Here is a 22,808-nt window from a genome sequence, read left to right as displayed (position 1 = left end):
CACATGACGGTGATCTTCGCGAACTCTCAGACCGCGAAGATCACCACCGTCGACTACAAGCAGCAGTTGATCAATTACCCAACACTTTCTCAGGCGCGTCCGGGGCCGGACCGGCTCAGGCGCTCAGATACCCGGGGAGCGCGACGGACGGCGCCAGGTCCCCGGCGGGGACGGGCGCGCCGTACGCCGGGGCCACCGGGACCACGCCCGCCCAGTGGGGGAGGCCCAGGTCCTCCGGGTCGTCGTTGGGGCCGCCCGTGCGGGACTTGGCCGACACCTCGGCCAGGTCCAGCCGGAGGACCGCCGTGGCCGCCAGCTCCTTGGCGTTCGCCGGGCGGGAGTCGGCGGAGCGGCCGGCCACGACCTGGTCGACCAGGGCGTCCAGGGCGGTCCGCTTCTCCGCCGGATCCGTGACCTGGTGGGCGGTGCCGTGCACCACCACGGAGCGGTAGTTGATCGAGTGGTGGAACGCGGACCGGGCGAGGACCAGGCCGTCGACATGGGTCACCGTCAGGCAGACCGCCAGGCCCGGGTCCGGCCGGCCGGCCTCCCGCAGCGGGCGGGATCCGGTGGAGCCGTGCACATACAGGGCCTCGCCGACACGCGCGTACAGCGTGGGCAGCACCACCGGGGCGCCGTCGCGGACGAAGCCGAGATGGCAGAGGTAGGAGGCGTCGAGTATCGCGTGGACCGTCGCGCGGTCGTAGGACGCCCGCTCGCGGGCGCGGGTGGGGACGGTGCGGCCGGTGGGCTCGTAGGCGGTCGCGGTGTCCTGCGGGGCGGGGACCGGCATTGCGCTCTCCATTGCACTAGTGCATACTGTGGTTTGTGCTAGGAGAGTATCGGATCGCCGGGCGGCGCGCATCGGAGATTGCCGCGAACATCGAGGGCGCGGTCGGCTCGGGAGAGCTGGAGCCGGGTCAACTGCTGCCGCCCATGCGCGAATTGGCGGCGGATCTGGGCGTCAACCCCAATACCGTCGCCGCCGCGTACCGCACCCTGCGCGAGCGCGGGGTGATCGAGACGGACGGGCGCCGGGGGAGCCGGGTGCGTCCGCGACCGGCCACCACCACGCGCAACGCGATCCGGGTGGAGCCGCCGCCGGGCGGGCGCAGCCTCGCCGAGGGGAACCCGGACACGGCCCTGCTGCCGCCCCTGGCCGAGGCGTTCGCCGCCGCCGCGCGCTCGCACGACGCGGACCCCGTGCTCTACGGGGAGGGCCAGCTCGACCCGGAGTTCGCCCGCCTGGCGCGCGAGCGCTTCGACGCGGACGGCGTCCCGCCGGGGCCCGTGGCCGCCACCTCCGGGGCGCTCGACGCCATCGAGCGGGTGCTCGCCGCGCATCTGCGCGCGGGGGACGCGGTCGCCGTCGAGGACCCCGGCTGGGGAAGCCTGCTCGACCTGGTGACCTCACTGGGCTTCAAGGCGGTGCCGGTCGCCCTGGACGACGACGGGCCGCTGCCGGAGGCGGTGGCGGACGCGCTCGCCGGGGGCGCGCGGGCGATCGTGGTCACCGACCGGGCGCAGAACCCGACCGGGGCCGCGATCACGGCCGAGCGGGCGGCGGAACTCCGGGCGGTGCTGGGCCGGTACCCGCGCACCCTCGTGGTGGAGGACGACCACGGCCACGCCATCGTCGACCAGCCGCTGCACCCCCTCGCGGGCGCCACGGCCCACTGGGCGGTGGTCCGTTCGGCGGCCAAGGCGTACGGGCCCGACCTGCGGGTCGCCCACCTCACCGGCGACACCGTGACCGTCGACCGGGTCCAGGGGCGGCTGGGGCTCGGGCCGGGCTGGGTCAGCCGCATCCTCCAGCGCGCGGTCGCCCATCTGTGGCGCACGGGGGCGGTGGACCCGGCGGCCGTGGCCCGCGCGTACGGCGAGCGGCGCGCGGCCCTCGTCGACGCCCTCGCCCGCCACGGGGTCACGGCGCGCGGGCGGAGCGGGATGAACGTCTGGGTCCCGGTGCCGGACGAGACCGGGGCGGTCACCCGCCTCCTCCGGGCGGGCTGGGCCGTCGCCCCGGGCGCCCGCTTCCGGATCGCGACCCCGCCCGCGATCCGGATCACCGTCTCGGGCCTGACGCCGGGGGACATCGAGTCCCTGGCGGCGGCGGTGGCGGAGGCGGTGGGGCCGATGCCGGCGCGGAGTTACGGCTGAGGGGTGGGCGGGGGTGGGCCCGGCGGGGCTGACCCGGCCCCGGTCCACCGGGCTGCCCCGGCCCCGGTGGGCCGGGGCAGCCCCCTCAGCGCGCGGGCGCGGGCGGGGCGGCTACCGCCGCCGGAGTACCGGCAACCGGAGCGCCGGCAACCGGAGCACCGGCGGCCGGCGCGCCCGCGCACAGGGCCGGTTCCGGAGCGCCCTCCGGGGCCGTCGGGGCGGGCGCGGCCGCCGGGGCGCGGCGGGGGCGGCTCTGGGTCAGGGCCGCGCCCACGAGGACGATCAGCGCGCCGACCGGCGTGTTCCAGGCGAGGTGCTCGTCGAGCAGGGCCACCCCCGCGCCCGTCGCGATGACCGGGATGAAGTAGGTGACCATCTGGGCCGTCGTCGGCCCCACCTCCGCCACCAGCCCGTACTGGATCAGCAGCGCCATCCCCGTCCCCAGCGTGCCCAGCGCGACCACCGCCAGCAGCGGGACCAGCGGGAACGCGCTCGGCACGGAGGTGAACAGAGGCGTCACCACGCCCAGTTGGAGGGTGGCGAGGCCCAGCTGCGCACCGGTCAGCGAGAGGTGCGAGTGGTGGGAGCCGGCCAGGGTGCGCCGTACGTAGATCCAGCCGATCGGGTAGCAGAGCGAGGCCAGCAGGGCCATCGCCGTCCCGCGTACGTCCAGGCCCGCGAAGCCCTGCCAGGCGCCCAGCACCGTGAGCACGCCCAGGAAGCCGAGCCCCAGACCGGCGACCCGGCGGCGGGTCGGGCGGTCCTCGGAGAGCGCCACCAGCGACAGGGCCATGCCCCACAGCGGCGAGGTCGCGTTGCAGATCCCCGCCAGCGTCGACGGGATGGTCAGCTCGGCGTAGGCGAAGAGCGAGAACGGGAGTGCGTTGAGCAGCAGCGCGGCCACCGTCAGGTGCCCCCAGGTCCGCAGCCCCGTCGGCAGCCGGTCCCGGCGGACGGCCATCGCGACGGCCAGCACCGCCGTGCCGAACAGCAGCCTGCCGAAGGTCACCTGGAACGGGGCGTACGCCTCCGTCCCGACCTTGATCAGCAGAAAGCTGAAGCCCCACACCGCGGAGAGGACGGCGAAGCGGATGCGCCAGTCCACGGCCCGGCGGCCGGGCGGACCGGAGGCGGCGGAAGCGGCGGAAGCGGCGGAAGCGGCCGTGGTGGTGGCGGAGGCAGGGGCGGGGCCGGGGGCGTGATCGGGCGCGGATCCGGTGGAGGCAGCGGCGGTCATGGGTCCACCCTCCCGCCCACAACCTCGTAGAACAAGCGAGAAAAGTTGGACCCGTTCTCGTAGCATCGCTTACATGTTGAATCTGGAGCGCCTGCGCACCCTCGACGCGCTCGCCCGCCACGGCTCGGTCAGCGCCGCCGCGGACGGCCTGCACGTCACCACCTCCGCCGTCTCCCAGCAGATGGCCAAGCTGGAGCGCGAGGTCGGGCAGCGACTCGTGGCCAGGAACGGCCGGGGCGTGCGCCTCACGGACGCCGGGCGGCTCCTCGCCGACCACGCCGCGCGCATCCTCTCCCAGGTCGAGCTGGCCCAGTCCGACATCGAGGCCCAGCGCGGCCAGGTCGTCGGCGAGGTGCGTCTCGGCGCCTTCCCCACCGCCGCGCGGGGGCTCTTCCCCGGCACCCTCGCCGCGCTGCGCGACCGCCATCCCGACCTGCGGGTCACCACCGTGGAGGTGGAGCCCGAGACCGGCATCCGGTCCGTCATCCGGGGCGATCTGGATGTGGCCGTGGTCCTGGACTGGAGCAACAAACGCCTCCCGGTGCCCGGCGGCCTCGCCCACGCCCGGCTGCTCGACGACGTACCGGACGTGGCGATGCCCGCGGACCATCCGCTCGCCGGGCGCGCGGAGGTGGACCTGGAGGAGTTCGCCGACGACGACTGGGTGTCCTGGCCGGAGGGGGAGTTCTGCCACGACTGGCTGGTGTTCACCCTGCGGTCCAAGGGCTTCGAGCCGCGTATCGCGCATCTGGCGGGGGAGCACCACACCCAGCTCGCGCTGATCGCCGCCGGCCTCGGGGTGTGCGTCGCGCCGAGGCTCGGCCGGGGGCCGGTGCCGGAGGGCGTGGCCCTGGTGCCGGTACGGCAGCGGATGCTCCGCCACGTCTACGCGGTCTGGCGGGCCGACGCGGACCGCAGGCCCTCCATCAGGGCGGCGGGGGAGGCGCTGCGCACGGCGGCGGACACACCTCGGTGACCCGTCCGGTAATCCGTCCGGTAATCCGCCCGGTGTCCCGCCCGGTGTCCCGCGCGCGTTCCCGGCCGGGGGCGTTCCGGACCGGACGCGTTCCCGGCCGGGCGCGGCACGTCCCGGAAACAACCGGCGCATCCCGGAGACGCGACGCGTCCCCGAAGCATCGGGGCCGTCCGGGACGCGGCCGACCAGCGCGCCCCGGACGGTCCGTCCGGCCGGACCGGCCGCCCGCCCCGGAGACCGGGGGCGCGGCCGGGCCCGGCCGTCACGCGTGACCCGCGTGTCCCGCCCGGCCGCTGACCCCGACGGCGGGCGGGACACGCCTCACGCGAGCCTGATCGCGTCCCCCTCGACCGCGATGGCCTGCTCCGGCAGGGGCATGGTCGCCGGACCGCCCTTGACGCTGCCGTCGGTGGCGTCGAACCGGCTGTTGTGGCACGGGCAGACGATCACCCCGTCGGCCACGTCCTTCACCGCGCAGCCCTGGTGGGTGCACTTCGAGGAGAACGCCTTGAACACCCCGGCCTGCGGCTGCGTGACGACCACATCGCCGACGACCTTTCCGCCGCCCTCCGGGATCTCCGCGGTCCGCACCAGGACGTCCCCGCCGGCCCCGCCGCCACCGGTGTCCGTGCCGCCTGTACCGCCCGTTCCGCCCGTGGTCCCGTTCGCCGGCGGCGCCGCCTCCTCCGAACCTCCGCACGCCGTCAGGGCGGTGAGCCCCAGACAGCAGCCGGCGGCCACGACGGTGCGCCGCGCCAGCGGCGGAGCGGTCGCCTGCGTTCCGGTCATGATGATGTTCCTCTCGACGGCAGGTCCCATTGCCGACCCGTTCAAGGAGAGATACGGGCCACGGGCCGGGGACGTTCAACCGCGAACGATCAACTACGGGGCCGTGCCGGGCACGTGACCGGGTACGCGCACCCCGCCCGCATGAGTACGAGCGCCCATGTGCCCGCACCCCACCGCTGCCTAGCGTGACGGCCATGCAGAATTTCGCGAGCGGCGCCGCCGGTTCCTGCGCCGCCGAGGGGTGGCCGCTGCTCTACCTCGGCACGGTCGCCGTCCTCGGCGGACTGGGCCTGCTGGTCAACCTGCTGGCCCTCTACGCGTCGATCTTCGCGACCGACGACTGCGGAACCGGGGCGGCGTCCGCGTCGTTCCGGTGCACCACGGCGGGGAGGCTGACGATGTACGCGCTGCCGTGGGCGGGCCTGGTCGTCGCGGTGGTCGCGGCCACCGGGCTCGGGGTGGCGGCCGTGAACCGGGGGGACTCGCCCTGGTGGTTCCTCCTCGCCGGGGCCGGCGCGCACCTCGCGGGGCTCGCCGGGGCCTGCGCCGTGATGCTGCCGGGCGTCCGGCGGGCGCGGAGCGGGAGCGACATATGAGCATCGGCATGGACGCGTACGCGCACTGGCGGGCCAAGTCGGTCCGCCGGCCCGGTGAGGTGACGGTCACGACCCCGCTGCTCTGGCAGGCCGAGAAGCACGCCGAGGCCGAACGCCGCCTGGCGGCGCGGCTGCTGCCCACCGGAGCCGACCGGGCCGGACCCGCCGGCCCGGACGACGCCCTGGCGAAACTGGCCCTCGGCGAGGCCATGCGCCGCGCGGTGCTGCGGTACCGGCCGGGGGCCGTGTACGAGGCCCTGGAACTGGGCGCCACCTGGCACGAGGTGGCCGCCGCCCTCGACTCCACCACGGAGGAGGCCCGGGCCCACCTCCGCGCGTACGCGGAGGAGCAGCACCGCCGGTACGAGGAGGACCTGATGACCGGCCGGAACCCCTTCGGCCTCTCCCCGGACCGCTACCGCGCCGCCCTGCGGCTCCTCGAACTCGCGGACGACGAGCGCCCGGAGCCGGCCGAGGGGTAGCGGGCGGCCCGCCCGGACGCGTGGCCCGGATAGCCTGGGCGGATGCTTACGGGGGTCGTAGCGAGGCCCTCTATGTCACGCCCCTGCGTGAGGGCAGGTCAGCGAGGACTACGCGTGCGATGTCGTCCACGCCTTTAACGAGCGGGGGTTCGGCGCACTGGACCCAAAATGGAGCGGGGGACGGCCGAAGAAGATCGGTGACCAGGTGCGCGAGCGTATCTGCCTGATCGCCCGGACGTCCCCTGCCGGACGACGACCACGTGGAAGGCATCCACCGACCCGCAGCTCATCGCCAAGATGCACCGGGCGCTGGAACTGTACGACGCTCCACCCACCGACGGCCGGGTGGTCTGTGTCGACGAGTTCGGCCCGCTCACCCGGACAAGGCTGCGTAACAAGTTATGAGGCGTGGCGTTCAGAGCCCGGCGAGCACGGACAGCCGGATCGCCTCGTTCTCGGACAGCGACCGTATCGGCTCGCCGGTCACCACCTGCCGCTTGGACTTCCATCCCCGCAGCCAAAGACTGGTCGCCCAGCCTGCTTCAAGCTCATCGCGTTCGAACCGCCGGTCGGCCACGTCCTGGTACGCCGCGAGGAACGCCGCCGACTCCTCGGCGGACGGGGCCACATAGGCTGCGGCGATACCCACGATCACCGCCTCTGTCTCCACTATTGCGCTGTCCCAGTCGTACGCGACGTGGAGCGCTTCACCGCGCCAGCGGAAGTTTTCCCGGAACCAGTCGCCGTGGCCGATGACCTTCGGCGCCTGCCAACAAGCGATCCGTTCGCGCGCAGCACGGCCGGCCCGTTCGAGCCAGTCCGGACCCGCCACCGAGTGAAAGGGCCGCTCGACGTCCTCGGCGGTCGCCCACGCCCCGGGCTCGTCATGGTCCCAGCGGTTCCACGACGGTTTCGGTTGGAGGTCAACACCGGCGGCCAACGGACGGGCGGTGCGCACGAGCGCTGCGAGAGCCGACGTGAACGGCCACGGAGCCCGCCCCGAAGACGGGAGTTCATCCCCTCCCTCGACCAGCGCTTCAACGCTGGCAGTCCACCCCTCGAACGGAGTGGGTGCGAGGATCGGCTCAGGAGCGGGATACCCAGAAGCGTGCAGCAGACTCTGTACGGCGAAGCAGCCTTCGAGACGGGCAGCCGGCTCCCGAACCTTGATGACGACCTCTCGGCCATCGGCGAGCACGGCACCGATCACGACCGAGAGCCGACCGCTCCGGAAGCGCTCGGCCACAATCCTCGATCCGAGGTGGTCCGAACACCACTGGTCGAGCCGGCCGGCATCGATATGAGGGACGTCCATAGGACGAACCCTACGGATCGACGTCGAACGGCCCTCCTCGCTTGATTCACAGTCAGCCAAGGAGTGGCGCGCCCGCAGCCGATCCATTTTCCGTTCGACCAATCGAGCAGAACCACTAGATGCCGTCGGCTGGTTGTGCGGCTGCCGCAGCCGCCTGGGATCCATGGTCGATACGCAGAGGAGGCGGCACTCCTGGACGATGCCACCAGCGCCCTCCAGGCCCTGGAACGGGCTCAGTTCGCGTACGACTTCGCAGACCACACTCGCGAGCAGGCATGGGTCCGCTTCGTGACGCGCGGACGACGCCGTAGCTCGCCCGGGGGACGACCTACCGGACGGTGGCGTCGTCGTTCTCGGCGATCTGGCCGTGGCCCTGCTTCGGGGCGGGGACAGCGACCAGGGCGTGGACGTGGCAAGGAAGTTCGCAGCTGCCACGCACACCAAGTGCCTGAGCCCGTCTGCCGCACGGACAGGCTCAGGTCGCGAACCTCATCGGTCGCATCAGCCCGTTGCGGTTTCCTCGACCACCCAGGCCAGGTACGCCTCCGAGCCGCCAGTCACCGGCAGGGTGATCCACTCGGGGACGTCGTACGGGTGCTGCTCCGCCACCCACGCCTCCAGTTCTGAAAGCCGGTCCGTCGTCGTCTTGAACGAGATCCGCCACTCCGTGGCTTTTTCGATGCTGCCCTTCCAGCGGTAGACCGCGGTGAAAGCTGCGTCGATGTGCGCGCAGGCCGCCAAGCGAGCCTTTACCGGCCCCAAGGCGAGGGCCTTCGCCTTCTCCTCGTCGTCGATGGTCGTCTGCGCGATCACGATCCCGGTCGCCATGCGGCTGCTCCTTCTTGACGGTATGTCTCGACCCTACCCATCGAGTTGGCGAGTGCGGTCGGCTCCCGACCTGGGAGCAGCAAGCATGGCTCGCGGATGCGGACGCGGTGGCACGGGCGCTCATCCTCTGCGATCACCCTCAGTTACTATGCTCACTTCATGCCGGAGGTCGGCACCACCGTCGGTCGGCGACTTTCCCTGCTGCACCTCCCCCGAGGGTGTCCGTGGATTGCAGGGTTGAAGAGATGGGTGGCCTGGGAAAGTGTTGGAAGAGGTCGTAGCGACCCGCTATGTCACGCCCCTGCGTGAAGGCGGCTCGCTCCCCGGGATCGTCGAGGCCGACGACCTCGGCACGTACGTCATGAAGTTCACCGGGGCCGGGCAGGGGCGCAAGACCCTGGTCGCCGAGGTGATCTGCGGGCAGCTCGGGCGGCGGCTCGGGCTGCGGGTGCCCGAACTCGTCGTGATGGAGCTGGACCCCGTGATCGGGCTCTCCGAGCCGGACCAGGAGGTGCAGGAGCTGCTGAAGGCGAGCGGCGGGCTCAATCTCGGGATGGACTTCCTGCCGGGGTCCCTCGGCTTCGACCCCCTCGCCTACTCCGTGGACCCGCTGGAGGCCGGGCGGGTCGTCTGGTTCGACGCGCTGATCAACAACGTGGACCGCTCCTGGCGCAACCCCAACCTGCTCGTCTGGCACGGCGACCTGTGGCTGATCGACCACGGCGCGACGATGATCTGGCACCACAACTGGCCCGGCGCGGCCGCCTCCGCCGCCAAGCCCTATGACGCCTCCGACCACGCCCTCGCCCGCTTCGCGCCGGATGTCGGTGCCGCCGCCGAGGCGCTGGCCCCGCTGGTCACCGAGGACCTGCTGACCGAGGCGGCCGCCGACGTGCCCGACGCCTGGCTCGACGGCGAGCCGGGCTTCGCCTCGCCCGACGAGGTCCGCCGCGCGTATGTGGAGACCCTGCTCGCCCGGGCCCCCGGCATCCATGAGCGCATCACCCTGGGCGCCCCCGCCCCCGAGCGGGCGCCGCAGCCGCCCGGGTGGCTGACCGATCATCTGCCGGCCTGGCCGCACCCGCCGAAGAAGCAGCCGACGGAGAAGCAGCCGACGGAGAAGCACTCGCCGAAGAAGCAGCAGCAGGAGGAGCAGGGCGTGACGCAGACCGAGGAGGCCGGCCGGTGAGCGGGCGCGACGTCTTCGAGTACGCGCTGCTGCGCGTGGTGCCCCGCGTCGAGCGCGGTGAGTGCTTCAACGCGGGCGTGGTCGTCTACTGCCGGGCCCGGTCCTTCGTGGCCGCCCGGACCCATCTCGATCACGCCAAACTGACGGCCCTGGACCCGGACGCCGACGTCACGGGGGTGCGGGCCGCGCTCGCCGCCGTCGAGGGGGTCTGCCTGGGCGGGGAGGACGCCGGACAGGCGGCCCGGGACGACGCGGGGCGGCGCTTCCGCTGGCTCATCGCCCCCAGGTCGACGGTGGTCCAGCCCGGCCCGGTGCACACCGGCCTCACCGCCGACCCGGAGGCGGAGGTGGAGCGCCTGCTCGACCTCCTGGTGCGCTGACAGGCGCCGAGAGCAGGCGTCCGCACCGGCCCGGCACCCGTGTGAGATACGACGCCGCGCCCGGACGCCGTTGACACCGGGTGCCAGGGCTTCTAGCGTCCTTCCTGCCGAGGTACTAAGCGGTCGCTCAGGCGTACGAGCGTGTGCGGAGCGGGCAGCGCACAGCATGTACGCGGGCGGCGGCCGCGGGACCCGGCCCAGGGATTGACGGGCTCAAGGGCGAGGAGAACCAGAATGTCCACCACCGAGCAGCGCGTGGCCGTCGTGACCGGCGGCGCACGCGGCATCGGCGCCGCCACCGCGCTCCGGCTCGCGGCCGAGGGCCGTGCCGTGGCCGTACTCGACCTCGACGAGGCGGCCTGCAAGGACACGGTCGAGAAGATCACCGCGGCGGGCGGCCGGGCGATCGCCGTCGGCTGCGACGTCTCCGACGCCGCGCAGGTGGAGGCCGCCGTCGCGCGCGTCGCCCAGGAGCTGGGCGCGCCGACCATCCTCGTCAACAACGCGGGCGTGCTCCGCGACAACCTGCTGTTCAAGATGAGCGAGTCCGACTGGGACACCGTGGTGAACGTGCACCTCAAGGGCGCGTTCCTGATGGCGAAGGCGTGCCAGAAGCACATGGTCGACGCGGGCTTCGGCCGGGTCGTCTCGCTCTCCTCCTCGTCCGCCCTCGGCAACCGGGGCCAGGCGAACTACGCGGCCGTGAAGGCGGGTCTCCAGGGCTTCACCAAGACCCTCGCCAAGGAGCTGGGCAAGTTCGGGATCACCGCCAACGCCGTGGCCCCCGGCTTCATCGTCACCGAGATGACCGCCCAGACCGCCGCCCGCGTCGGTATGGGCTTCGAGGACTTCCAGGCCGCCGCGGCCACCCAGATCCCCGTCCAGCGCGTCGGCCGCCCCGAGGACGTCGCGAACGCGATCGCCTTCTTCACGGGCGACGACGCCGGATTCGTCTCCGGCCAGGTCCTGTACGTGGCCGGCGGACCGCTCAACTGACACCCCAGGGACGAGTGACATGACGCAGCAGACCGCGGACAGCGGAAAGGTCGCCCTGGTCACCGGGGCGAGCCGGGGCATCGGCTACGGAGTCGCCGAGGCGCTGGTGGCCCGGGGCGACCGGGTGTGCATCACCGGGCGCGGCGAGGAGGCCCTCAAGGAGGCCGTGGAACGCCTGGGCGCGGACCGGGTGATCGCCGTGGCCGGCAAGGCGCACGACGAGGCCCACCAGGCGGCGGCCGTCGAGGCCACCATGGCGGCCTTCGGCAGGGTCGACTACCTGGTCAACAACGCGGGCACCAACCCGGTCTTCGGCCCGATGGCCGAGCTGGACCTGAACGTGGCCCGCAAGGTGTACGAGACCAATGTGATCTCGGCGCTGGGCTTCGCGCAGCAGACCTGGAAGGCGTGGCAGAAGGAGAACGGCGGTGCGATCGTGAACATCGCCTCCGTCGCCGGCGTCTCCCCGTCGCCCTTCATCGGCGCCTACGGCATGAGCAAGGCGGCCATGATCAACCTGACCGTCCAGCTCGCGCACGAGTTCGCGCCGGTGGTCCGGGTCAACGCCATCGCACCGGCCGTGATCAAGACCAGGTTCGCGCAGGCGCTGTACGAGGGCCGCGAGGCGGAGGCCGCCGCCGCGTACCCGCTGGGGCGGCTCGGGGTGCCCGAGGACATCGGCGGAGCGGCCGCGTTTCTCACCTCCGCACAATCCGACTGGATCACGGGGCAGACGCTGGTCGTCGATGGGGGTATCTTCCTCAACGCGGGCGTGCACTGACGCCGCCCATCGGACCGCCCTGAGGCGGTTTGTTCCTGGATGATCCAAGTGCCCCGCCGGGCCTTCAGATTGAACCGGCGGGGCGCTGCGGTATGGTTCGCCGACCTACGGCGGAACGAGGAGCGTGCACGGTGTACTACCGGACCTGTCTGCAGGCCGCTGCAGCCCTAGCGTCCATATCCCTGCTGGCAGGATGCGGTCTGTTCTCGGACGGCGACGGCGGCGGGAAGCAGAAGATCGCCGTCGGGACGACGAGTGAGCCGAGCACCCTCGACCCGGCCGCCGCCTGGGACGGTTCGTGGGAGCTGTACCGGAACGTCTTCCAGACCCTGGTGAGCTTCCCGACCGGATCCACGACCCCCCAGCCGGACGCCGCCGAGACCTGCCGCTTCGCCGACTCCACGAACAAGGTCTTCCAGTGCAAGCTGCGCTCGGGCCTGACGTTCACCAACGGGGACAAGCTCGACGCCACCGCGGTCAAGCACTCCATCGACCGCATCCGCACCATCGACGCCGAGGGCGGGCCCAACGGCCTCCTCGGCTCCCTGGACCGGATCAGCACCTCCAGCGACCGGACGGTCACCTTCCATCTGAAGACCGCCGACGCCACCTTCCCGTTCATCCTGGCGACGCCGGCCATGTCCCTCGTCCCGCCGTCCGAGTACCCGGCGAGCGGGCTGCGCGAGGACGGCAAGCTCACCGGCTCCGGCCCCTACGCCCTGGACTCGTACACCAAGAGCCAGTCGGCCGTGCTGAGCCGCTTCAAGGACTACAAGGGCTTCGCCAAGATCAAGAACGACAACGTCACGATCCAGTACTACCAGGACTCGGACGTGATGATGCAGGCCCTCAAGGACGGGAAGATCGACGCGATCAACCGCGGTCTGACCGCCGAGGAGGTCGTGGAACTCCAGGAGAAGCGCCCGGAGAACGACCACCTCCAGCTCGTGGAGACGGTCGGCGCCGACATCCGCTACCTGGTCTTCAACCCGGGTGACTCCAACGCCGGCAAGCTCGCCGTCCGCCGTGCCATCGCCCAGGTCATCGACCGGGGCGCGCTGGTGGAGAAGGTGTACCGGGGTACCGCCGAGCCGCTGTACTCGATGGTCCCCAAGGGCATCGCCGGGCACACCACCGAGTTCTTCGACCGCTTCGGCGAGCCGAACCCGACCAAGGCGACGGAGATCCTCCAGGACGCGGGCATCACCGCGCCGGTGCCGCTGAAGTTCTGGTACACCACCGACCGCTACGGCTCCTCCACGGCCCCGGAGTTCGCCGAGATCAAGCGGCAGCTGGAGGAGACCGGGCTGTTCCGGATCACCGTCGAGGGCAAGCCCTGGTCGGAGTTCCAGGAGGGCTACCAGAACGGCGAGTACCCGGTCTTCGGCCGCGGCTGGTTCCCCGACTTCCCGGACCCGGACAACTTCATCGCCCCGTTCGTCGGCGCCAAGAACGTCCTCGGCACCCCGTACGAGAGCCCCGAGATCACGGACCAGCTGCTGCCCCAGTCCCGGCGGGAGAGCGACCGCGGCGCGGTCACCGGGCAGTTCGAGCGGGCGCAGGAGATCCTCGTCGACGACGTGCGGCTGCTGCCGCTGTGGCAGGGCAAGCTGTACGTCGCGGCCAGCGAGGAGATCGGCGGCGGCGAGCGCGCCCTCGACCCGCAGACCGTCATGCAGATGTGGGAGCTGTACCGCAAGACGAGCTGGTGAGCCCGCGCCGGTGGGTCCGTCCCACCGGCCGGTCGGCCGGTTGTCAGTGGCGGCGGGTAGGTTCGGGGGAACCGGTTCCGGGATCCCCGGAACCACCCGTCCCACGGAGGTTGTTGACGTGACCGACACCGGCATGCTGCCCGAGTCCTGGCGCGGCGTTCTCGGCGAGGAGCTCCAGAAGCCGTACTTCGCGGAGCTCACCGAATTCGTCGAGAAGGAGCGCGCGAACGGGCCGGTGTACCCGCCGCGGGCCGAGGTGTTCGCCGCGCTCGACGCCACCCCGTACGACCGGGTCAAGGTCCTCGTCCTCGGCCAGGACCCGTACCACGGCGAGGGCCAGGGCCACGGGCTGTGCTTCTCGGTCCGCCCGGGGGTGAAGACCCCGCCCTCCCTGCGGAACATCTACAAGGAGATGCAGGCCGAGCTGGGGCACCCGGTCCCGGACAACGGCTATCTGATGCCCTGGGCCGAGCAGGGCGTCCTCCTGCTGAACGCGGTCCTCACCGTCCGCGCCGGCGAGGCGAACTCGCACAAGAACAAGGGCTGGGAGAAGTTCACCGACGCCGTGATCCGCGCGGTGGCCTCCCGCCCCGACCCGGCCGTGTTCGTCCTCTGGGGGAACTACGCGCAGAAGAAGCTCCCCCTGATCGACGAGAGCCGCCACGTCGTGGTCAAGGGGGCGCACCCCTCGCCGCTCTCGGCGAAGAAGTTCTTCGGCTCCCGTCCCTTCACCCAGATCAACGAGGCCGTCGCCGCGCAGGGGCACGAGCCGATCGACTGGCGCATCCCGGACCTCGGCTGAGGTTCACACCCCCGGCGCACCGGTTCGCCCCCGGGCCCCGAGCCTGACGGGCATCGGCCCGGACACGACCTACTGTTCGGTGCGTCGGGGTTCGATGTCCGTGCGCGAGGGCGCGCGGCCGCGGGGTGCGGTGACCGGGAGGCCGTGGTGGAGCAGCAGGAGGCGTCGGGCGACGCCACGATGACCCGGATCGGGCAGGCGGTCATCCTGCTGCACGGCGGCGACCGCGCGGAGGCGCGTGAACGCCTCGCCGCGCTCTGGTCGGAGATCGCCGGCTCCGGCGCCGCCCTGCACCGCTGCACCCTCGCCCACTACATGGCCGATGTGCAGGACGACCCGGGCGACGAACTCGCCTGGGACCTGCGGGCGCTGTCCGCCGCGCAGGAGCTGAGCGGCACCGGGGAGGCGGACGACACGGGTCCGGACGGCGGCGACCGCCTCGCGGTCCGGGCCCTGCATCCCTCGCTCCACCTCAACCTGGCCGCCGACTACGTCAAACTCCGCCGCCCTGCGGACGCCCGGGCCCACCTGGACCTGGCGCGCGCGGCGACGGGTGCCCTGGCGGACGACGGATACGGGAACGGGATCCGCGCCGCGATCGACCGGCTGGAGCGCGCGCTGGGCCCGGACTGACGGGGCCGGCCGGCGCGCCGGGGCCCAAGGGCTTCCCGGACCGGTCCGCTTCGACAGGCGTCGGGCCCGGAGGCCCGGCGGCAGGCGCCGCCGACCGGTGCCCGTCGGCGGGCATCGCGCGGCATTCCGCGCCCGGGCGGGCCGTCACCGCTCGTCCCGGGCGTCGGCGGCATGGCGGCAGAGGCGGTCCGCGCGGCCGTCCGGATGCCAGACGCCGTGGTCGGCGCCGAGCCGGCAGAGTTCGGACGCGCGCGGCGGGAGGGACGGCAGCGCGGGCAGCGCGGTCTCCCGCTCCCACGGCAGGCCGGGCGACGCCTCCCGGGGCGGCACCGGAGGCCGGGCCGCCGGGGCGGGTCCGGGCGGCGCCGGGATCGTGCGCGGCGGGGCGGGCCGCTCGCCCGCCGGTGACGCGGCGGGCGAAGGCGGGGCCGGGGAAGCGCCCCGGGGCGGCGGCAGGGCCGCCTCCAGCGCGTCCCGGGCCGGGCCGTCCACGATCTGCGGCGCCAGTCCCGGGTCCCCCGGCAGGCCGGGGGCGGTGGCGGGCGCACCGGCCGGGCCGGCGGGCGGGGCGGGCTCGACCGACACGCATCCGGCCGTCGCCAGCATCGCCAGGCCGACCAGCGCCCTCGCTGTGGTTCTCGTTCGCTGCACGTGGGCAACTCTGCTGTGCGCGCGGGCGATTGCCGAACCGTACCGGCCGGAAATGGCCCGCACGGGTGACGCGGAATCCGGCCGCGTCACACCGGGTGGCTCATTCGCCGCTCGTTCGCCGCCTCATTCGCCCGTCTCGCCGTCGATCGCCTCGCGCAGCAGGTCGGCATGGCCGTTGTGGCGGGCGTACTCCTCGATCATATGGGTGAGGACCCAGCGCAGATTGAAGCGCTCCTTGCGGGAGTTGGTCCCGGCGCTGATGTCGTCCAGGGAGCCGGCCGAGGCGATCGCGCGGGCGGCGGCGACCTCGGCCTCCCAGTCGGCGACCGTGGCGCTCCAGGTGGTCTCCGGGGTGGTGCGGAAGTCGCCGTCCGGGTCCTCGTCGGTGTAGTAGAGCGCCGGCAGGTCCTCGCCCGCCATGACGATCCTGAACCACCAGCGCTCCACGTCCGCGAGATGGCGCACCAGGCCCATCAGGGTCAGCGTCGAGGGAGGGGAGGAGGGGGTGCGCAGCTGCTCGTCGGTCAGCCCCGAGCACTTCTTCATCAAGGTCTGCCGGTGGAACTCCAGAAAGCCTTCCAGGGACTCCCGTTCGGTGGGAGAGGTGGGGGGTTCGGTGCGGTCGTCGATCGTCATGACGGCCATCCTGGTGCAGGTCAGCGGGTGGCGGCGAACGGTTATCCGGACCGGACCGGTCCGCCCGCGGGCGCCCGCCCGTCCGGGTCCCGGCCCGCCGGTGCGCCCTCGCCGAGCATGCCGCGCAGCAACTCGCCGAACCCCGTGCGCAGTTCGTCCTCGGAGGGGACCGCCTGGTGGTAGGAGCCGATCGCGCAGGAGAGCATCAGCCCCTCGCACCAGGAGACCAGGGAGAGGGCGTGCCGCTCGGGTTCGGCCGACCCGGCCGCCGCCATCATCGCCACCAGGGGCTCCCGGAACCGGGCGCCGGTCCGGTCGTAGAAGGCACGCAGTTCCGGTCGTCGGCCCGCCTCCAGGGCGAGTTCATAGCGGGCGACGAGGAGTTCGGAGTGGCGGGTGAGGTAGCGGTGCACGGCCACCGCCATGGCGTCCAGCAGCGCGGGGCGGCCGCCGGACGGCGGGGGCAGTTCCGCCACGGTCAGCACGGCCGCCTCCCGTTCGGCGAGGCGCCGCACGGCGGCCTCCAGCAGGGCGAGCCGGGTGCGGGCGTGGTTGGAGGTCGAGCCCTGCGGCAGGCCCGCCGCCTCGTCCACGGCGCGGTGGGTCAGACCCCGCATCCCGCGCTCGGCGAGGAGGGCGAGGGCGGTGTCGGCGATCAGCTCGGCGCGCGGGGTGCCGGGGGAGGGGGCGGGCGTGGCGGTGCGTGCGGACATGGGCACAAACTACCTGGTCGACTACAGGTGTAGTACGGTGAGGGGAAGGTAACTACAGCCGTAGTCCCTCGTGGGACTCGCAACCGACGTGTCGAGGAGCAGCCATGCCCACCACCGGTACGGACACCCGCGCGGTCGTCATCGGCAGCGGAATCGGCGGCCTCACCGCCGCCGTCGCCCTCTCCCTGCGCGGCTGGGACGTCACCGTTCTGGAACGCTCCCCCTCCCTCGAACCCGTCGGCGCCGGGATCAGCCTCGCCCCCAACTCCCTGCGCGCCCTGGACGTCATCGGGCTCGGCGAGCAGATCCGCGACCTCGCCGCCTGGCAGGGCCCGGGCGGGATGCGGAACCCGTCCGGACGCTGGCTCGCCCGGACCGACGCCCGCGCGGCGGCCGAACGCTTCGGCGGCCCCCTCGTCCTGCTGCACCGCGCCACCCTGATCGGCCTCCTCGCCGAACGGCTGCCCGCCGGAGCCGTCCGCACCGGCTGCCCCGGCGAACTCGCCGACCCCGGCACGCCCGGCGGCCGGCCCGCCCGCGTCACCACCCCCGACGGCGAACTGGAGGCCGCCCTCGTCGTCGGCGCCGACGGCATCCACTCCGCCGTCCGCCGCCGGCTCTTCCCGGACCACCCCGGACCCGCCTACTCCGGCTTCACCACCTGGCGCATCGTGATCCCCGCCCCCGACGCCCCCTTCGCACCCCACGAGACCTGGGGCCCCGGCTCCCTCTGGGGCACCCAGCCGCTCAAGGACGGCCGGATCTACGCGTACGCCGCCGCGACCGTCCCCGCCGGGACGCACGCCGACGACGAGAAGGCCGAACTGCTGCGCCGCTTCGGCGCCTGGCACGACCCCATCCCCGCCGTGATCGCCGCCGCCGAGCCCGGCGGGGTGCTCCGCAACGACGTCCACCACATGACCGTCCCCCTCCCCGCCCACCACCGGGGCCGCACCGCCCTCCTCGGCGACGCCGCCCACGCCATGGCCCCCTGCCTCGGCCAGGGCGGCAACCAGGCCGTTGAGGACGGCGTCGTCCTCGCCCACCACCTCGCCCCCGGCACGGACACCGCCGCCGCGCTCGCCGCCTACAGCGCCGAACGCCTGCCCCGCACCACGGACATCGTGCGCAAGTCCGCCCGCGTCGCCCGGCTGATGGCCCTGGACAGCCGCCCCGCCGTCGCCGTCCGCGAGACCCTGATGTCCGCCGCCTCCCGCCTCGGCCCCGGCCTGGTCCTGCGCACCTTCGACGGCATCGCCGACTGGCGGCCCCCGCAGGAGACGTATGCTGCCCGGGCACACGGCGCGAGCGGCGGGCGGACCGCCCCCGGCGCCGGGACGGCGACCAAGGCGACGAAGGAGACTCCGTGAAGGTCGGCTGCATCGGGCTCGGCGACATCGCGCAGAAGGCGTACCTCCCGGTCCTGACCACCCTCCCCGGGACCGAACTGCACCTCCAGACCCGCACCCCCGCCACCCTCGCCCGGGTCGGCGAGACGCACCACATCCCCGCGGAACGCCGCCACACCGAACTCGACAGCCTCATCGCGGCCGGTCTCGACGCCGCCTTCGTGCACGCGGCCACCTCCGCGCACGCCGAGATCGTCACCCGCCTCCTCGAAGCGGGCGTGCCCACCTACGTCGACAAGCCCCTCGCCTACGAACTCGCCGACTCCGAGCGGCTGGTGGCCCTCGCCGAGGTCCGGGGCACCTCCCTCGCGGTCGGCTTCAACCGCCGCCACGCCCCGGGTTACGCGCAGTGCCTGGAGCACCCGCGCGAGCTGATCCTCCTCCAGAAGAACCGCGTCGGCCTCCCCGAGGACCCCCGCACCCTCGTCCTGGACGACTTCATCCATGTCGTCGACACCCTGCGCTTCCTCGCCCCCGGGCCCGTCGAGCACACCGATGTGCGCGCCCGGATCGTCGACGGACTGATGCACCACGTCGTCCTGACCCTCTCCGGCGACGGCTTCACCGCCATCGGCACCATGAACCGGATGAGCGGCTCCGCCGAGGAGGTCCTGGAGGTCTCCGGCCAGGACGCCAAACGCGAGGTGCGCAACCTCGCGGACATCGTGGACCACAAGGGCCAGCCCAGCGTCCGGCGGCGCGGCGACTGGGTCCCCGTCGCCCGCCAGCGCGGCATCGAGCAGGCCGTGCACACCTTCCTCGACGCGGTGCGCGCCGGAAAGACCCTCAGCGCCCAGGACGCCCTGCGGACGCACGAGCTGTGCGAACGGATCGTCCTGCGCGCCCTGGAGCAGGCCGGCTCCTGACCCGGCGCCCGCCGGCCGCGGCGGCGAACGCGGCCAGCACCGCCAGCGCCCCGAACACCGGCCAGTCGCCGAACCGCACGAACAGGGTGGTCCCCGTCGCGCCGGGGACCTCGAACACGGCGGCCGTGCTGCGGTCCGTGCCCAGCGCCGGGCCGGCCGGCCGCCCGTCCGGCCCGTACACCGCGCTCACGCCGGTCAGGGTGGCGTGCACCATCGGGCGACCGGTCTCCGCCGCCCGCAGGGCCGCGAGGGAGGCGTGCTGCTCCGGGGCCCAGCTGTCCTGGAAGGAGGAGGTCGCCGACTGGGCCACCAGCAGTTCCGCGCCCTCCCGCACCAGATGGCGGCTCATGTCCGGGAACGCGGACTCGAAGCACACCAGCGGCCCGATCCGCCGGCCGCCGGGGCCGCCGTCCGAGGCGCGGGGGAGGGTCATCACGACCGGCGCCTCGCCGCGCAGCCGGTCCTCACCCGCCGCCCGGCCCACCGAGGTCGCCCAGCCCAGCAGCCCGCGCGCCGGGACGTACTCGCCGAACGGCACCAGCCGCATCTTGTCGTACCGGTCGCCCGTGGGGCCGTCCGGGCCCACCAGGACCGAGCTCTTGTGGATGCCGCCCGGGCCCGAGGCATCGCCGTTGCGGGCGTCCACGTTCACCAGCAGCGGCGCGCCCACGTCCCGGGAGAGCGCGCCCAGCCGCTCCGCCAGGTCCGGGCGCTGCGCGAGGTCCGCGCCGACGCTGCTCTCGCCCCACACCACCAGGTCCGGCGGCGGGCCCTGCCGGGCCAGGGTCCGGGTCAGAGCCTCCCCGCGGTCGAAACGGCGCTCCGCGCTCTCCGGGCCGCCCACCACACCGGGCTGCACCAGGGCGACGCGCAGGCCGGGGGCCTCCGGGGGCTGCGGCGCCCACGCCCAGGCGGACGTGGCCGCCGTCGCACAGGCCACCAGACCGGCCAGGGCGGAGGGGCGGGCGACCGGGACCGCGACCAGCAGCGCCACCGCCGTGTTCACCGCCACCACCACGAGGCTCACCAGCCACACCCCGCCCACCGAGGCGAGGCGCAGCGCCGGGCCGACGTCCCACTGCGAGGCCCCGAGCAGCCCCCACGGCCCGCCCAGCCCCTCCCAGGAGCGCACCAGCTCCACCGCCAGCCAGCCCGAGGGGACCACGACCAGCGCCGCGAGCGCCCTCCGGGCCGACGGCGCCCCGCCCGTGGTCCGCCGCACCAGCCACCCCCACGGCGCCCAGAGCAGCCCCAGCAGCGCGGCGATGACCAGCAGGAACACATGCAGGGACGGCAGCAGCCAGTGGTGCACGGCGGCCATGAACCCGATCCCCCCGAGCCACCCCTCGACCAGGGCCCGCCGACCGGTCGGCGCGGTCCGGAGCAGCAGCAGCCACGGCACCAGCGCGACGCAGGCGGCCCACCACAGCGAGGGCTCCGGAAACGCGAGCACGGGCAGCGCCCCCGCGAACACCGCGGCGACCCCGCGCCACCGGGGCGACCAGGAGGCCGGACCGGACGGCATGCTCCACGCCTGCCCGGCACGCGGGACGACCGGCCTACGCATACGTCGCCTCCCTCACCACCAGTGTGGGGCACGGAGCCACCAGTGTGGGGGACGGGGACGCGTGGTGACAGTGGGCCCGGGGGTGCCGCGGAGGCGGGCGCGTGAGCGCCCGGCAGCGGCCCGCCCCTCGCGGAGCGCGCCCCGTGCGGGGCATCCCTGCGCGGCAGGGCTCGCGGCGCGCCCCTGCCGACGCCTGGGCCGGGGGCGCGCCGGACGCCCTACGCCCGCCGGGGCGGCTGCGGGCGGCGGCCCCCGCGAGGCCGTGCCGGGCCGGGCCGCCGGGCGGCGGGGTCGGGCCGTGCCGGGCCCTCGTCGTGGACGGCGCGGAGGATGACGAACTTCGGGTCGCCCGCGACCACCTCGCAGTTGCCGAAGAGCCGGCGCAGCCGGATGTGGTAGCCGAGGTGGCGGTTGCCGACGACCCACAGTTCACCGCCCGGACGCAGCACCCGGCGCGCGTCCGCGAACATCCGGCGGGCGGTGGTGTCCGTGGTCGCGCGGTGGGAGTGGAAGGGCGGGTTGCAGAGCACCAGGTCCGCCGAGGCGTCCGGCAGTGCCGACAGCGCGTCGCCCGCGGCGAACGCGGCCCGGCCGTCCGGCACGTTGTCCCGGAAGGTCGCCTCCGCCGAGGCGACCGCGGAGAAGGACTCGTCGACGAAGGTGACCCGGGAGTCGGGGTTCGCCAGGGCCGCCGCCGTCCCGACCACGCCGTTGCCGCAGCCGAGGTCCACCACCTCGTCGGGCCCCTTCCGCTCGGGCAGATGGCCCAGGAAGAAGCGGGTGCCGATGTCGAGCCGGTCGGCGCAGAAGATGCCCGCGTGGTTGGTGACCGTCCGGCCCGAGACCGGGCCGATGCCGTCCGGCAGGGCGTACCGCAGCGGCCAGGGGCCGGGGGCGCGGGGGAGGGACGGGTCGGGGACGGTGTGGATGAGCCGGGCCTTCCGCACCGCTAGGGAGGTCCGCGTCGGCCCCACCAGCCGCTCGAACAGCTTCAGCGTCGAGGTGTGGATCTCGCTGGCCATCCCGGTGCCGGCCACCACCGTGCCGGCGTGCAGCGCGGGCGCCAGCCGGTGCAGCTGGTCCTCCAGCAGCGCCAGGCTCTTGGGGACGCGGACCAGGAGGACGTCGATCCGCTCCGGCGGCGCGTCCCGGACGGTGAGCAGCCGCACGGACTCGCGCGGCAGCCCGGCGCGGTCGAGGTTCGCCAGGGTGGCCCGCTGCCCCAGGTGGGAGTCGCCGATCTGGACCACCGGGTGGTGCGCGGCGAGCGGAACGGAGAGCCCGCCCCAGCGGTCGCCCAGGACGGCGACCGTCCCGGTGAGCGCGACGGGCGGGGAGTCGTCCGTCCCGTGCAGATGCCGCAGCAGATACTCGTCGGCGGCGTCCCAGGCACGCAGTTGATCGCGCGGGTCCTCGGGGAAACGGGCGAGGTCGAAAGCGCCCCAGGGGGTGGTCAGACGGTTCATCGTGCCTTCAGGGTAGGGCCTGGGACACGGCCCCCTGACGCGGCTCAGGCCGCCGGGCCCACGTCCACCCGTGCCGCCGCCGCCCACTCCAGGACCAGAGCCTCGTACTCCCCGCGCCGGTCGTCGGGAAGCTCCCCGTCGAGCCACAGCTCTCGGATCCGGGCGTTCAGCTCGGAGGCGGTCATGGTGTTCACGGGCTCGTTGCGACTGGGGGACATGTCCCCAGGTTACGGCCTCGGAGGGTGCTGCCCGCCCATCGGATGATCACCGCCGGGTCTTCCCCCGGAGCCCGGCGGGGGCCGCCCGCACCCCTCCCACCAGCACGAACGGCACACGTTCCTTCACAGAATCCCCCACACCCCACCTGCTCCGGGCTCTTGCGCAGTGACGCAAGTCATGAACGGCTTACGCCCCGCGGACCCCCGGACGCGAGGGCGGCGCACGGGAGTTCGGCACCGCGGGCCCCGACAGGGGCCCGCGGCAGGGTCGTTCGGCGGGGCGCGCCCCCCCGCGCAGTGGCTCGACTCGCCCGCGTGCGGGCTCAGCACACCCCTCCCGACCAGAGATCGGGAGAGCGGGGGGGGGGGGCAGAGGGGGGGGCACCCCGGCACCCCCCCCCGGGGC

24 protein-coding genes are annotated in these 22,808 nt (G+C 73.8%); 13 read left to right on the top strand and 11 right to left on the bottom strand.

Translation table 11 applies throughout. The features are described from left to right. Positions 1–115: 115 nt before the first annotated feature. Positions 116–805 carry a pyridoxamine 5'-phosphate oxidase family protein gene (locus ABZ457_RS29175; protein ID WP_359163595.1) on the bottom strand — a complete coding sequence of 230 codons (690 nt, stop codon included), beginning with the start codon at positions 803–805 and terminating at the stop codon, positions 116–118. 23 nt (positions 806–828) lie between these two features. On the opposite strand from ABZ457_RS29175, the gene ABZ457_RS29170 reads away from it, so the two are divergent. Continuing rightward, the gene (locus tag ABZ457_RS29170; protein ID WP_359163592.1) at positions 829–2,160 is read left to right on the top strand and encodes an aminotransferase class I/II-fold pyridoxal phosphate-dependent enzyme; all 1,332 of its coding nucleotides are present in this window, start codon (positions 829–831) and stop codon (positions 2,158–2,160) included. Between the two features lie 85 nt (positions 2,161–2,245). Here the strand turns inward: ABZ457_RS29170 and ABZ457_RS29165 are convergent, their stop codons facing one another. Beyond that, complete coding sequence (locus ABZ457_RS29165; protein ID WP_359163589.1) at positions 2,246–3,397, bottom strand: DMT family transporter; 1,152 nt, start codon at positions 3,395–3,397, stop codon at positions 2,246–2,248. A 73-nt stretch (positions 3,398–3,470) separates the two neighbouring features. On the opposite strand from ABZ457_RS29165, the gene ABZ457_RS29160 reads away from it, so the two are divergent. Continuing rightward, on the top strand, positions 3,471–4,373 hold the full coding sequence (locus ABZ457_RS29160) for a LysR family transcriptional regulator (protein ID WP_359163586.1): 903 nt from the start codon (positions 3,471–3,473) through the stop codon (positions 4,371–4,373). A gap of 321 nt (positions 4,374–4,694) precedes the next feature. On the opposite strand, the gene ABZ457_RS29155 is transcribed toward ABZ457_RS29160, so the two are convergent. Continuing rightward, entirely contained in the window at positions 4,695–5,162 is a 468-nt protein-coding gene (locus ABZ457_RS29155) for a Rieske (2Fe-2S) protein (protein WP_359163583.1), read from the bottom strand. Positions 5,163–5,356: 194 nt separating this feature from the next. On the opposite strand from ABZ457_RS29155, the gene ABZ457_RS29150 reads away from it, so the two are divergent. Next, complete coding sequence (locus ABZ457_RS29150) at positions 5,357–5,758, top strand: hypothetical protein (protein WP_359163579.1); 402 nt, start codon at positions 5,357–5,359, stop codon at positions 5,756–5,758. Further along, positions 5,755–6,240 (top strand): hypothetical protein, encoded by a 486-nt coding sequence (locus ABZ457_RS29145; protein WP_359163576.1) that lies wholly within the window; start codon positions 5,755–5,757, stop codon positions 6,238–6,240. Before ABZ457_RS29150 ends, ABZ457_RS29145 begins: the two co-directional genes overlap by 4 nt. Before the next feature lie 415 nt (positions 6,241–6,655). On the opposite strand, the gene ABZ457_RS29140 is transcribed toward ABZ457_RS29145, so the two are convergent. Both ABZ457_RS29140 and cutA read right to left on the bottom strand, forming a co-directional pair. Next, positions 6,656–7,555, bottom strand: a complete 900-nt coding sequence (locus tag ABZ457_RS29140) for a hypothetical protein (RefSeq protein WP_359163573.1) — start codon at positions 7,553–7,555, stop codon at positions 6,656–6,658. A gap of 501 nt (positions 7,556–8,056) precedes the next feature. Next, positions 8,057–8,383 (bottom strand): divalent-cation tolerance protein CutA, encoded by a 327-nt coding sequence (gene cutA / locus ABZ457_RS29135; RefSeq protein ID WP_359163570.1) that lies wholly within the window; start codon positions 8,381–8,383, stop codon positions 8,057–8,059. 262 nt (positions 8,384–8,645) lie between these two features. Here cutA and ABZ457_RS29130 point away from each other — a divergent pair, with 262 nt between their 5' ends. The 7 genes from ABZ457_RS29130 (at position 8,646) to ABZ457_RS29100 (ending at position 14,876) form a co-directional block, all read left to right on the top strand. Continuing rightward, positions 8,646–9,572, top strand: a complete 927-nt coding sequence (locus ABZ457_RS29130; RefSeq protein WP_359163567.1) for a HipA family kinase — start codon at positions 8,646–8,648, stop codon at positions 9,570–9,572. Beyond that, entirely contained in the window at positions 9,569–9,952 is a 384-nt protein-coding gene (locus ABZ457_RS29125) for a DUF3037 domain-containing protein (RefSeq protein WP_018850247.1), read from the top strand. The genes ABZ457_RS29130 and ABZ457_RS29125 overlap by 4 nt, the downstream gene beginning before the upstream one ends. Before the next feature lie 234 nt (positions 9,953–10,186). Beyond that, on the top strand, positions 10,187–10,948 hold the full coding sequence (gene fabG / locus ABZ457_RS29120) for a 3-oxoacyl-ACP reductase FabG (protein ID WP_359163563.1): 762 nt from the start codon (positions 10,187–10,189) through the stop codon (positions 10,946–10,948). Positions 10,949–10,967: 19 nt separating this feature from the next. Next, the gene (locus ABZ457_RS29115; RefSeq protein ID WP_359163560.1) at positions 10,968–11,729 is read left to right on the top strand and encodes an SDR family oxidoreductase; all 762 of its coding nucleotides are present in this window, start codon (positions 10,968–10,970) and stop codon (positions 11,727–11,729) included. A gap of 131 nt (positions 11,730–11,860) precedes the next feature. After that, positions 11,861–13,441, top strand: a complete 1,581-nt coding sequence (locus tag ABZ457_RS29110) for an ABC transporter substrate-binding protein (protein WP_359163557.1) — start codon at positions 11,861–11,863, stop codon at positions 13,439–13,441. A 118-nt stretch (positions 13,442–13,559) separates the two neighbouring features. Next, a complete protein-coding gene (ung, locus tag ABZ457_RS29105) occupies positions 13,560–14,243 on the top strand; it encodes a uracil-DNA glycosylase (protein WP_359163554.1) in 684 nt (227 codons plus the stop codon). Between the two features lie 144 nt (positions 14,244–14,387). Next, positions 14,388–14,876, top strand: coding sequence for a hypothetical protein (locus ABZ457_RS29100; protein ID WP_359163551.1), 489 nt, complete (start codon positions 14,388–14,390; stop codon positions 14,874–14,876). 144 nt (positions 14,877–15,020) lie between these two features. Here the strand turns inward: ABZ457_RS29100 and ABZ457_RS29095 are convergent, their stop codons facing one another. The 3 genes from ABZ457_RS29095 to ABZ457_RS29085 form a co-directional block, all read right to left on the bottom strand. Beyond that, entirely contained in the window at positions 15,021–15,527 is a 507-nt protein-coding gene (locus ABZ457_RS29095) for a hypothetical protein (RefSeq protein ID WP_359163548.1), read from the bottom strand. Between the two features lie 123 nt (positions 15,528–15,650). Continuing rightward, positions 15,651–16,163, bottom strand: coding sequence for a DinB family protein (locus ABZ457_RS29090; RefSeq protein ID WP_359163545.1), 513 nt, complete (start codon positions 16,161–16,163; stop codon positions 15,651–15,653). 41 nt (positions 16,164–16,204) lie between these two features. Beyond that, positions 16,205–16,876, bottom strand: coding sequence for a TetR/AcrR family transcriptional regulator (locus tag ABZ457_RS29085; RefSeq protein WP_359163542.1), 672 nt, complete (start codon positions 16,874–16,876; stop codon positions 16,205–16,207). A gap of 104 nt (positions 16,877–16,980) precedes the next feature. Between ABZ457_RS29085 and ABZ457_RS29080 the strand changes: the two genes are divergently transcribed. Continuing rightward, positions 16,981–18,246, top strand: coding sequence for an FAD-dependent monooxygenase (locus ABZ457_RS29080; protein ID WP_359163540.1), 1,266 nt, complete (start codon positions 16,981–16,983; stop codon positions 18,244–18,246). Next, the gene (locus tag ABZ457_RS29075; protein WP_359163537.1) at positions 18,243–19,151 is read left to right on the top strand and encodes a Gfo/Idh/MocA family oxidoreductase; all 909 of its coding nucleotides are present in this window, start codon (positions 18,243–18,245) and stop codon (positions 19,149–19,151) included. The genes ABZ457_RS29080 and ABZ457_RS29075 overlap by 4 nt, the downstream gene beginning before the upstream one ends. Here ABZ457_RS29075 and lnt read toward each other — a convergent pair. From lnt to ABZ457_RS29060, 3 genes are all read right to left on the bottom strand, one after another. Next, on the bottom strand, positions 19,072–20,676 hold the full coding sequence (gene lnt / locus ABZ457_RS29070) for an apolipoprotein N-acyltransferase (RefSeq protein ID WP_359163599.1): 1,605 nt from the start codon (positions 20,674–20,676) through the stop codon (positions 19,072–19,074). The two genes, ABZ457_RS29075 and lnt, sit on opposite strands and share 80 nt — an antisense overlap. A 260-nt stretch (positions 20,677–20,936) precedes the next feature. Next, a complete protein-coding gene (locus ABZ457_RS29065) occupies positions 20,937–22,184 on the bottom strand; it encodes a methyltransferase (RefSeq protein ID WP_359163534.1) in 1,248 nt (415 codons plus the stop codon). A gap of 44 nt (positions 22,185–22,228) precedes the next feature. Continuing rightward, positions 22,229–22,402: a hypothetical protein gene (locus tag ABZ457_RS29060; RefSeq protein ID WP_199790091.1), complete on the bottom strand. Its 174-nt coding sequence runs from the start codon at positions 22,400–22,402 to the stop codon at positions 22,229–22,231. Positions 22,403–22,808: the final 406 nt, after the last annotated feature.

The sequence above is a fragment of the Streptomyces sp. NPDC005805 genome (genome assembly GCF_040630445.1).
GTDB lineage: Bacteria > Actinomycetota > Actinomycetes > Streptomycetales > Streptomycetaceae > Streptomyces.
This window is presented reverse-complemented; position numbering and strand designations above follow the sequence as displayed.

Coding starts and splice junctions, on each gene's coding strand:
- ABZ457_RS29175 (WP_359163595.1), bottom strand. CDS start 805: ATGGAGAGCGCAATGCCGGTCCCCGCCCCGCAGGACACCGCGACCGCC.
- ABZ457_RS29165 (WP_359163589.1), bottom strand. CDS start 3,397: ATGACCGCCGCTGCCTCCACCGGATCCGCGCCCGATCACGCCCCCGGC.
- ABZ457_RS29160 (WP_359163586.1), top strand. CDS start 3,471: ATGTTGAATCTGGAGCGCCTGCGCACCCTCGACGCGCTCGCCCGCCAC.
- ABZ457_RS29155 (WP_359163583.1), bottom strand. CDS start 5,162: ATGACCGGAACGCAGGCGACCGCTCCGCCGCTGGCGCGGCGCACCGTC.
- ABZ457_RS29150 (WP_359163579.1), top strand. CDS start 5,357: ATGCAGAATTTCGCGAGCGGCGCCGCCGGTTCCTGCGCCGCCGAGGGG.
- ABZ457_RS29145 (WP_359163576.1), top strand. CDS start 5,755: ATGAGCATCGGCATGGACGCGTACGCGCACTGGCGGGCCAAGTCGGTC.
- ABZ457_RS29140 (WP_359163573.1), bottom strand. CDS start 7,555: ATGGACGTCCCTCATATCGATGCCGGCCGGCTCGACCAGTGGTGTTCG.
- cutA (WP_359163570.1), bottom strand. CDS start 8,383: ATGGCGACCGGGATCGTGATCGCGCAGACGACCATCGACGACGAGGAG.
- fabG (WP_359163563.1), top strand. CDS start 10,187: ATGTCCACCACCGAGCAGCGCGTGGCCGTCGTGACCGGCGGCGCACGC.
- ABZ457_RS29115 (WP_359163560.1), top strand. CDS start 10,968: ATGACGCAGCAGACCGCGGACAGCGGAAAGGTCGCCCTGGTCACCGGG.
- ABZ457_RS29090 (WP_359163545.1), bottom strand. CDS start 16,163: ATGACGATCGACGACCGCACCGAACCCCCCACCTCTCCCACCGAACGG.
- ABZ457_RS29085 (WP_359163542.1), bottom strand. CDS start 16,876: ATGTCCGCACGCACCGCCACGCCCGCCCCCTCCCCCGGCACCCCGCGC.
- ABZ457_RS29080 (WP_359163540.1), top strand. CDS start 16,981: ATGCCCACCACCGGTACGGACACCCGCGCGGTCGTCATCGGCAGCGGA.
- lnt (WP_359163599.1), bottom strand. CDS start 20,676: ATGCCGTCCGGTCCGGCCTCCTGGTCGCCCCGGTGGCGCGGGGTCGCC.
- ABZ457_RS29065 (WP_359163534.1), bottom strand. CDS start 22,184: ATGAACCGTCTGACCACCCCCTGGGGCGCTTTCGACCTCGCCCGTTTC.
- ABZ457_RS29060 (WP_199790091.1), bottom strand. CDS start 22,402: ATGTCCCCCAGTCGCAACGAGCCCGTGAACACCATGACCGCCTCCGAG.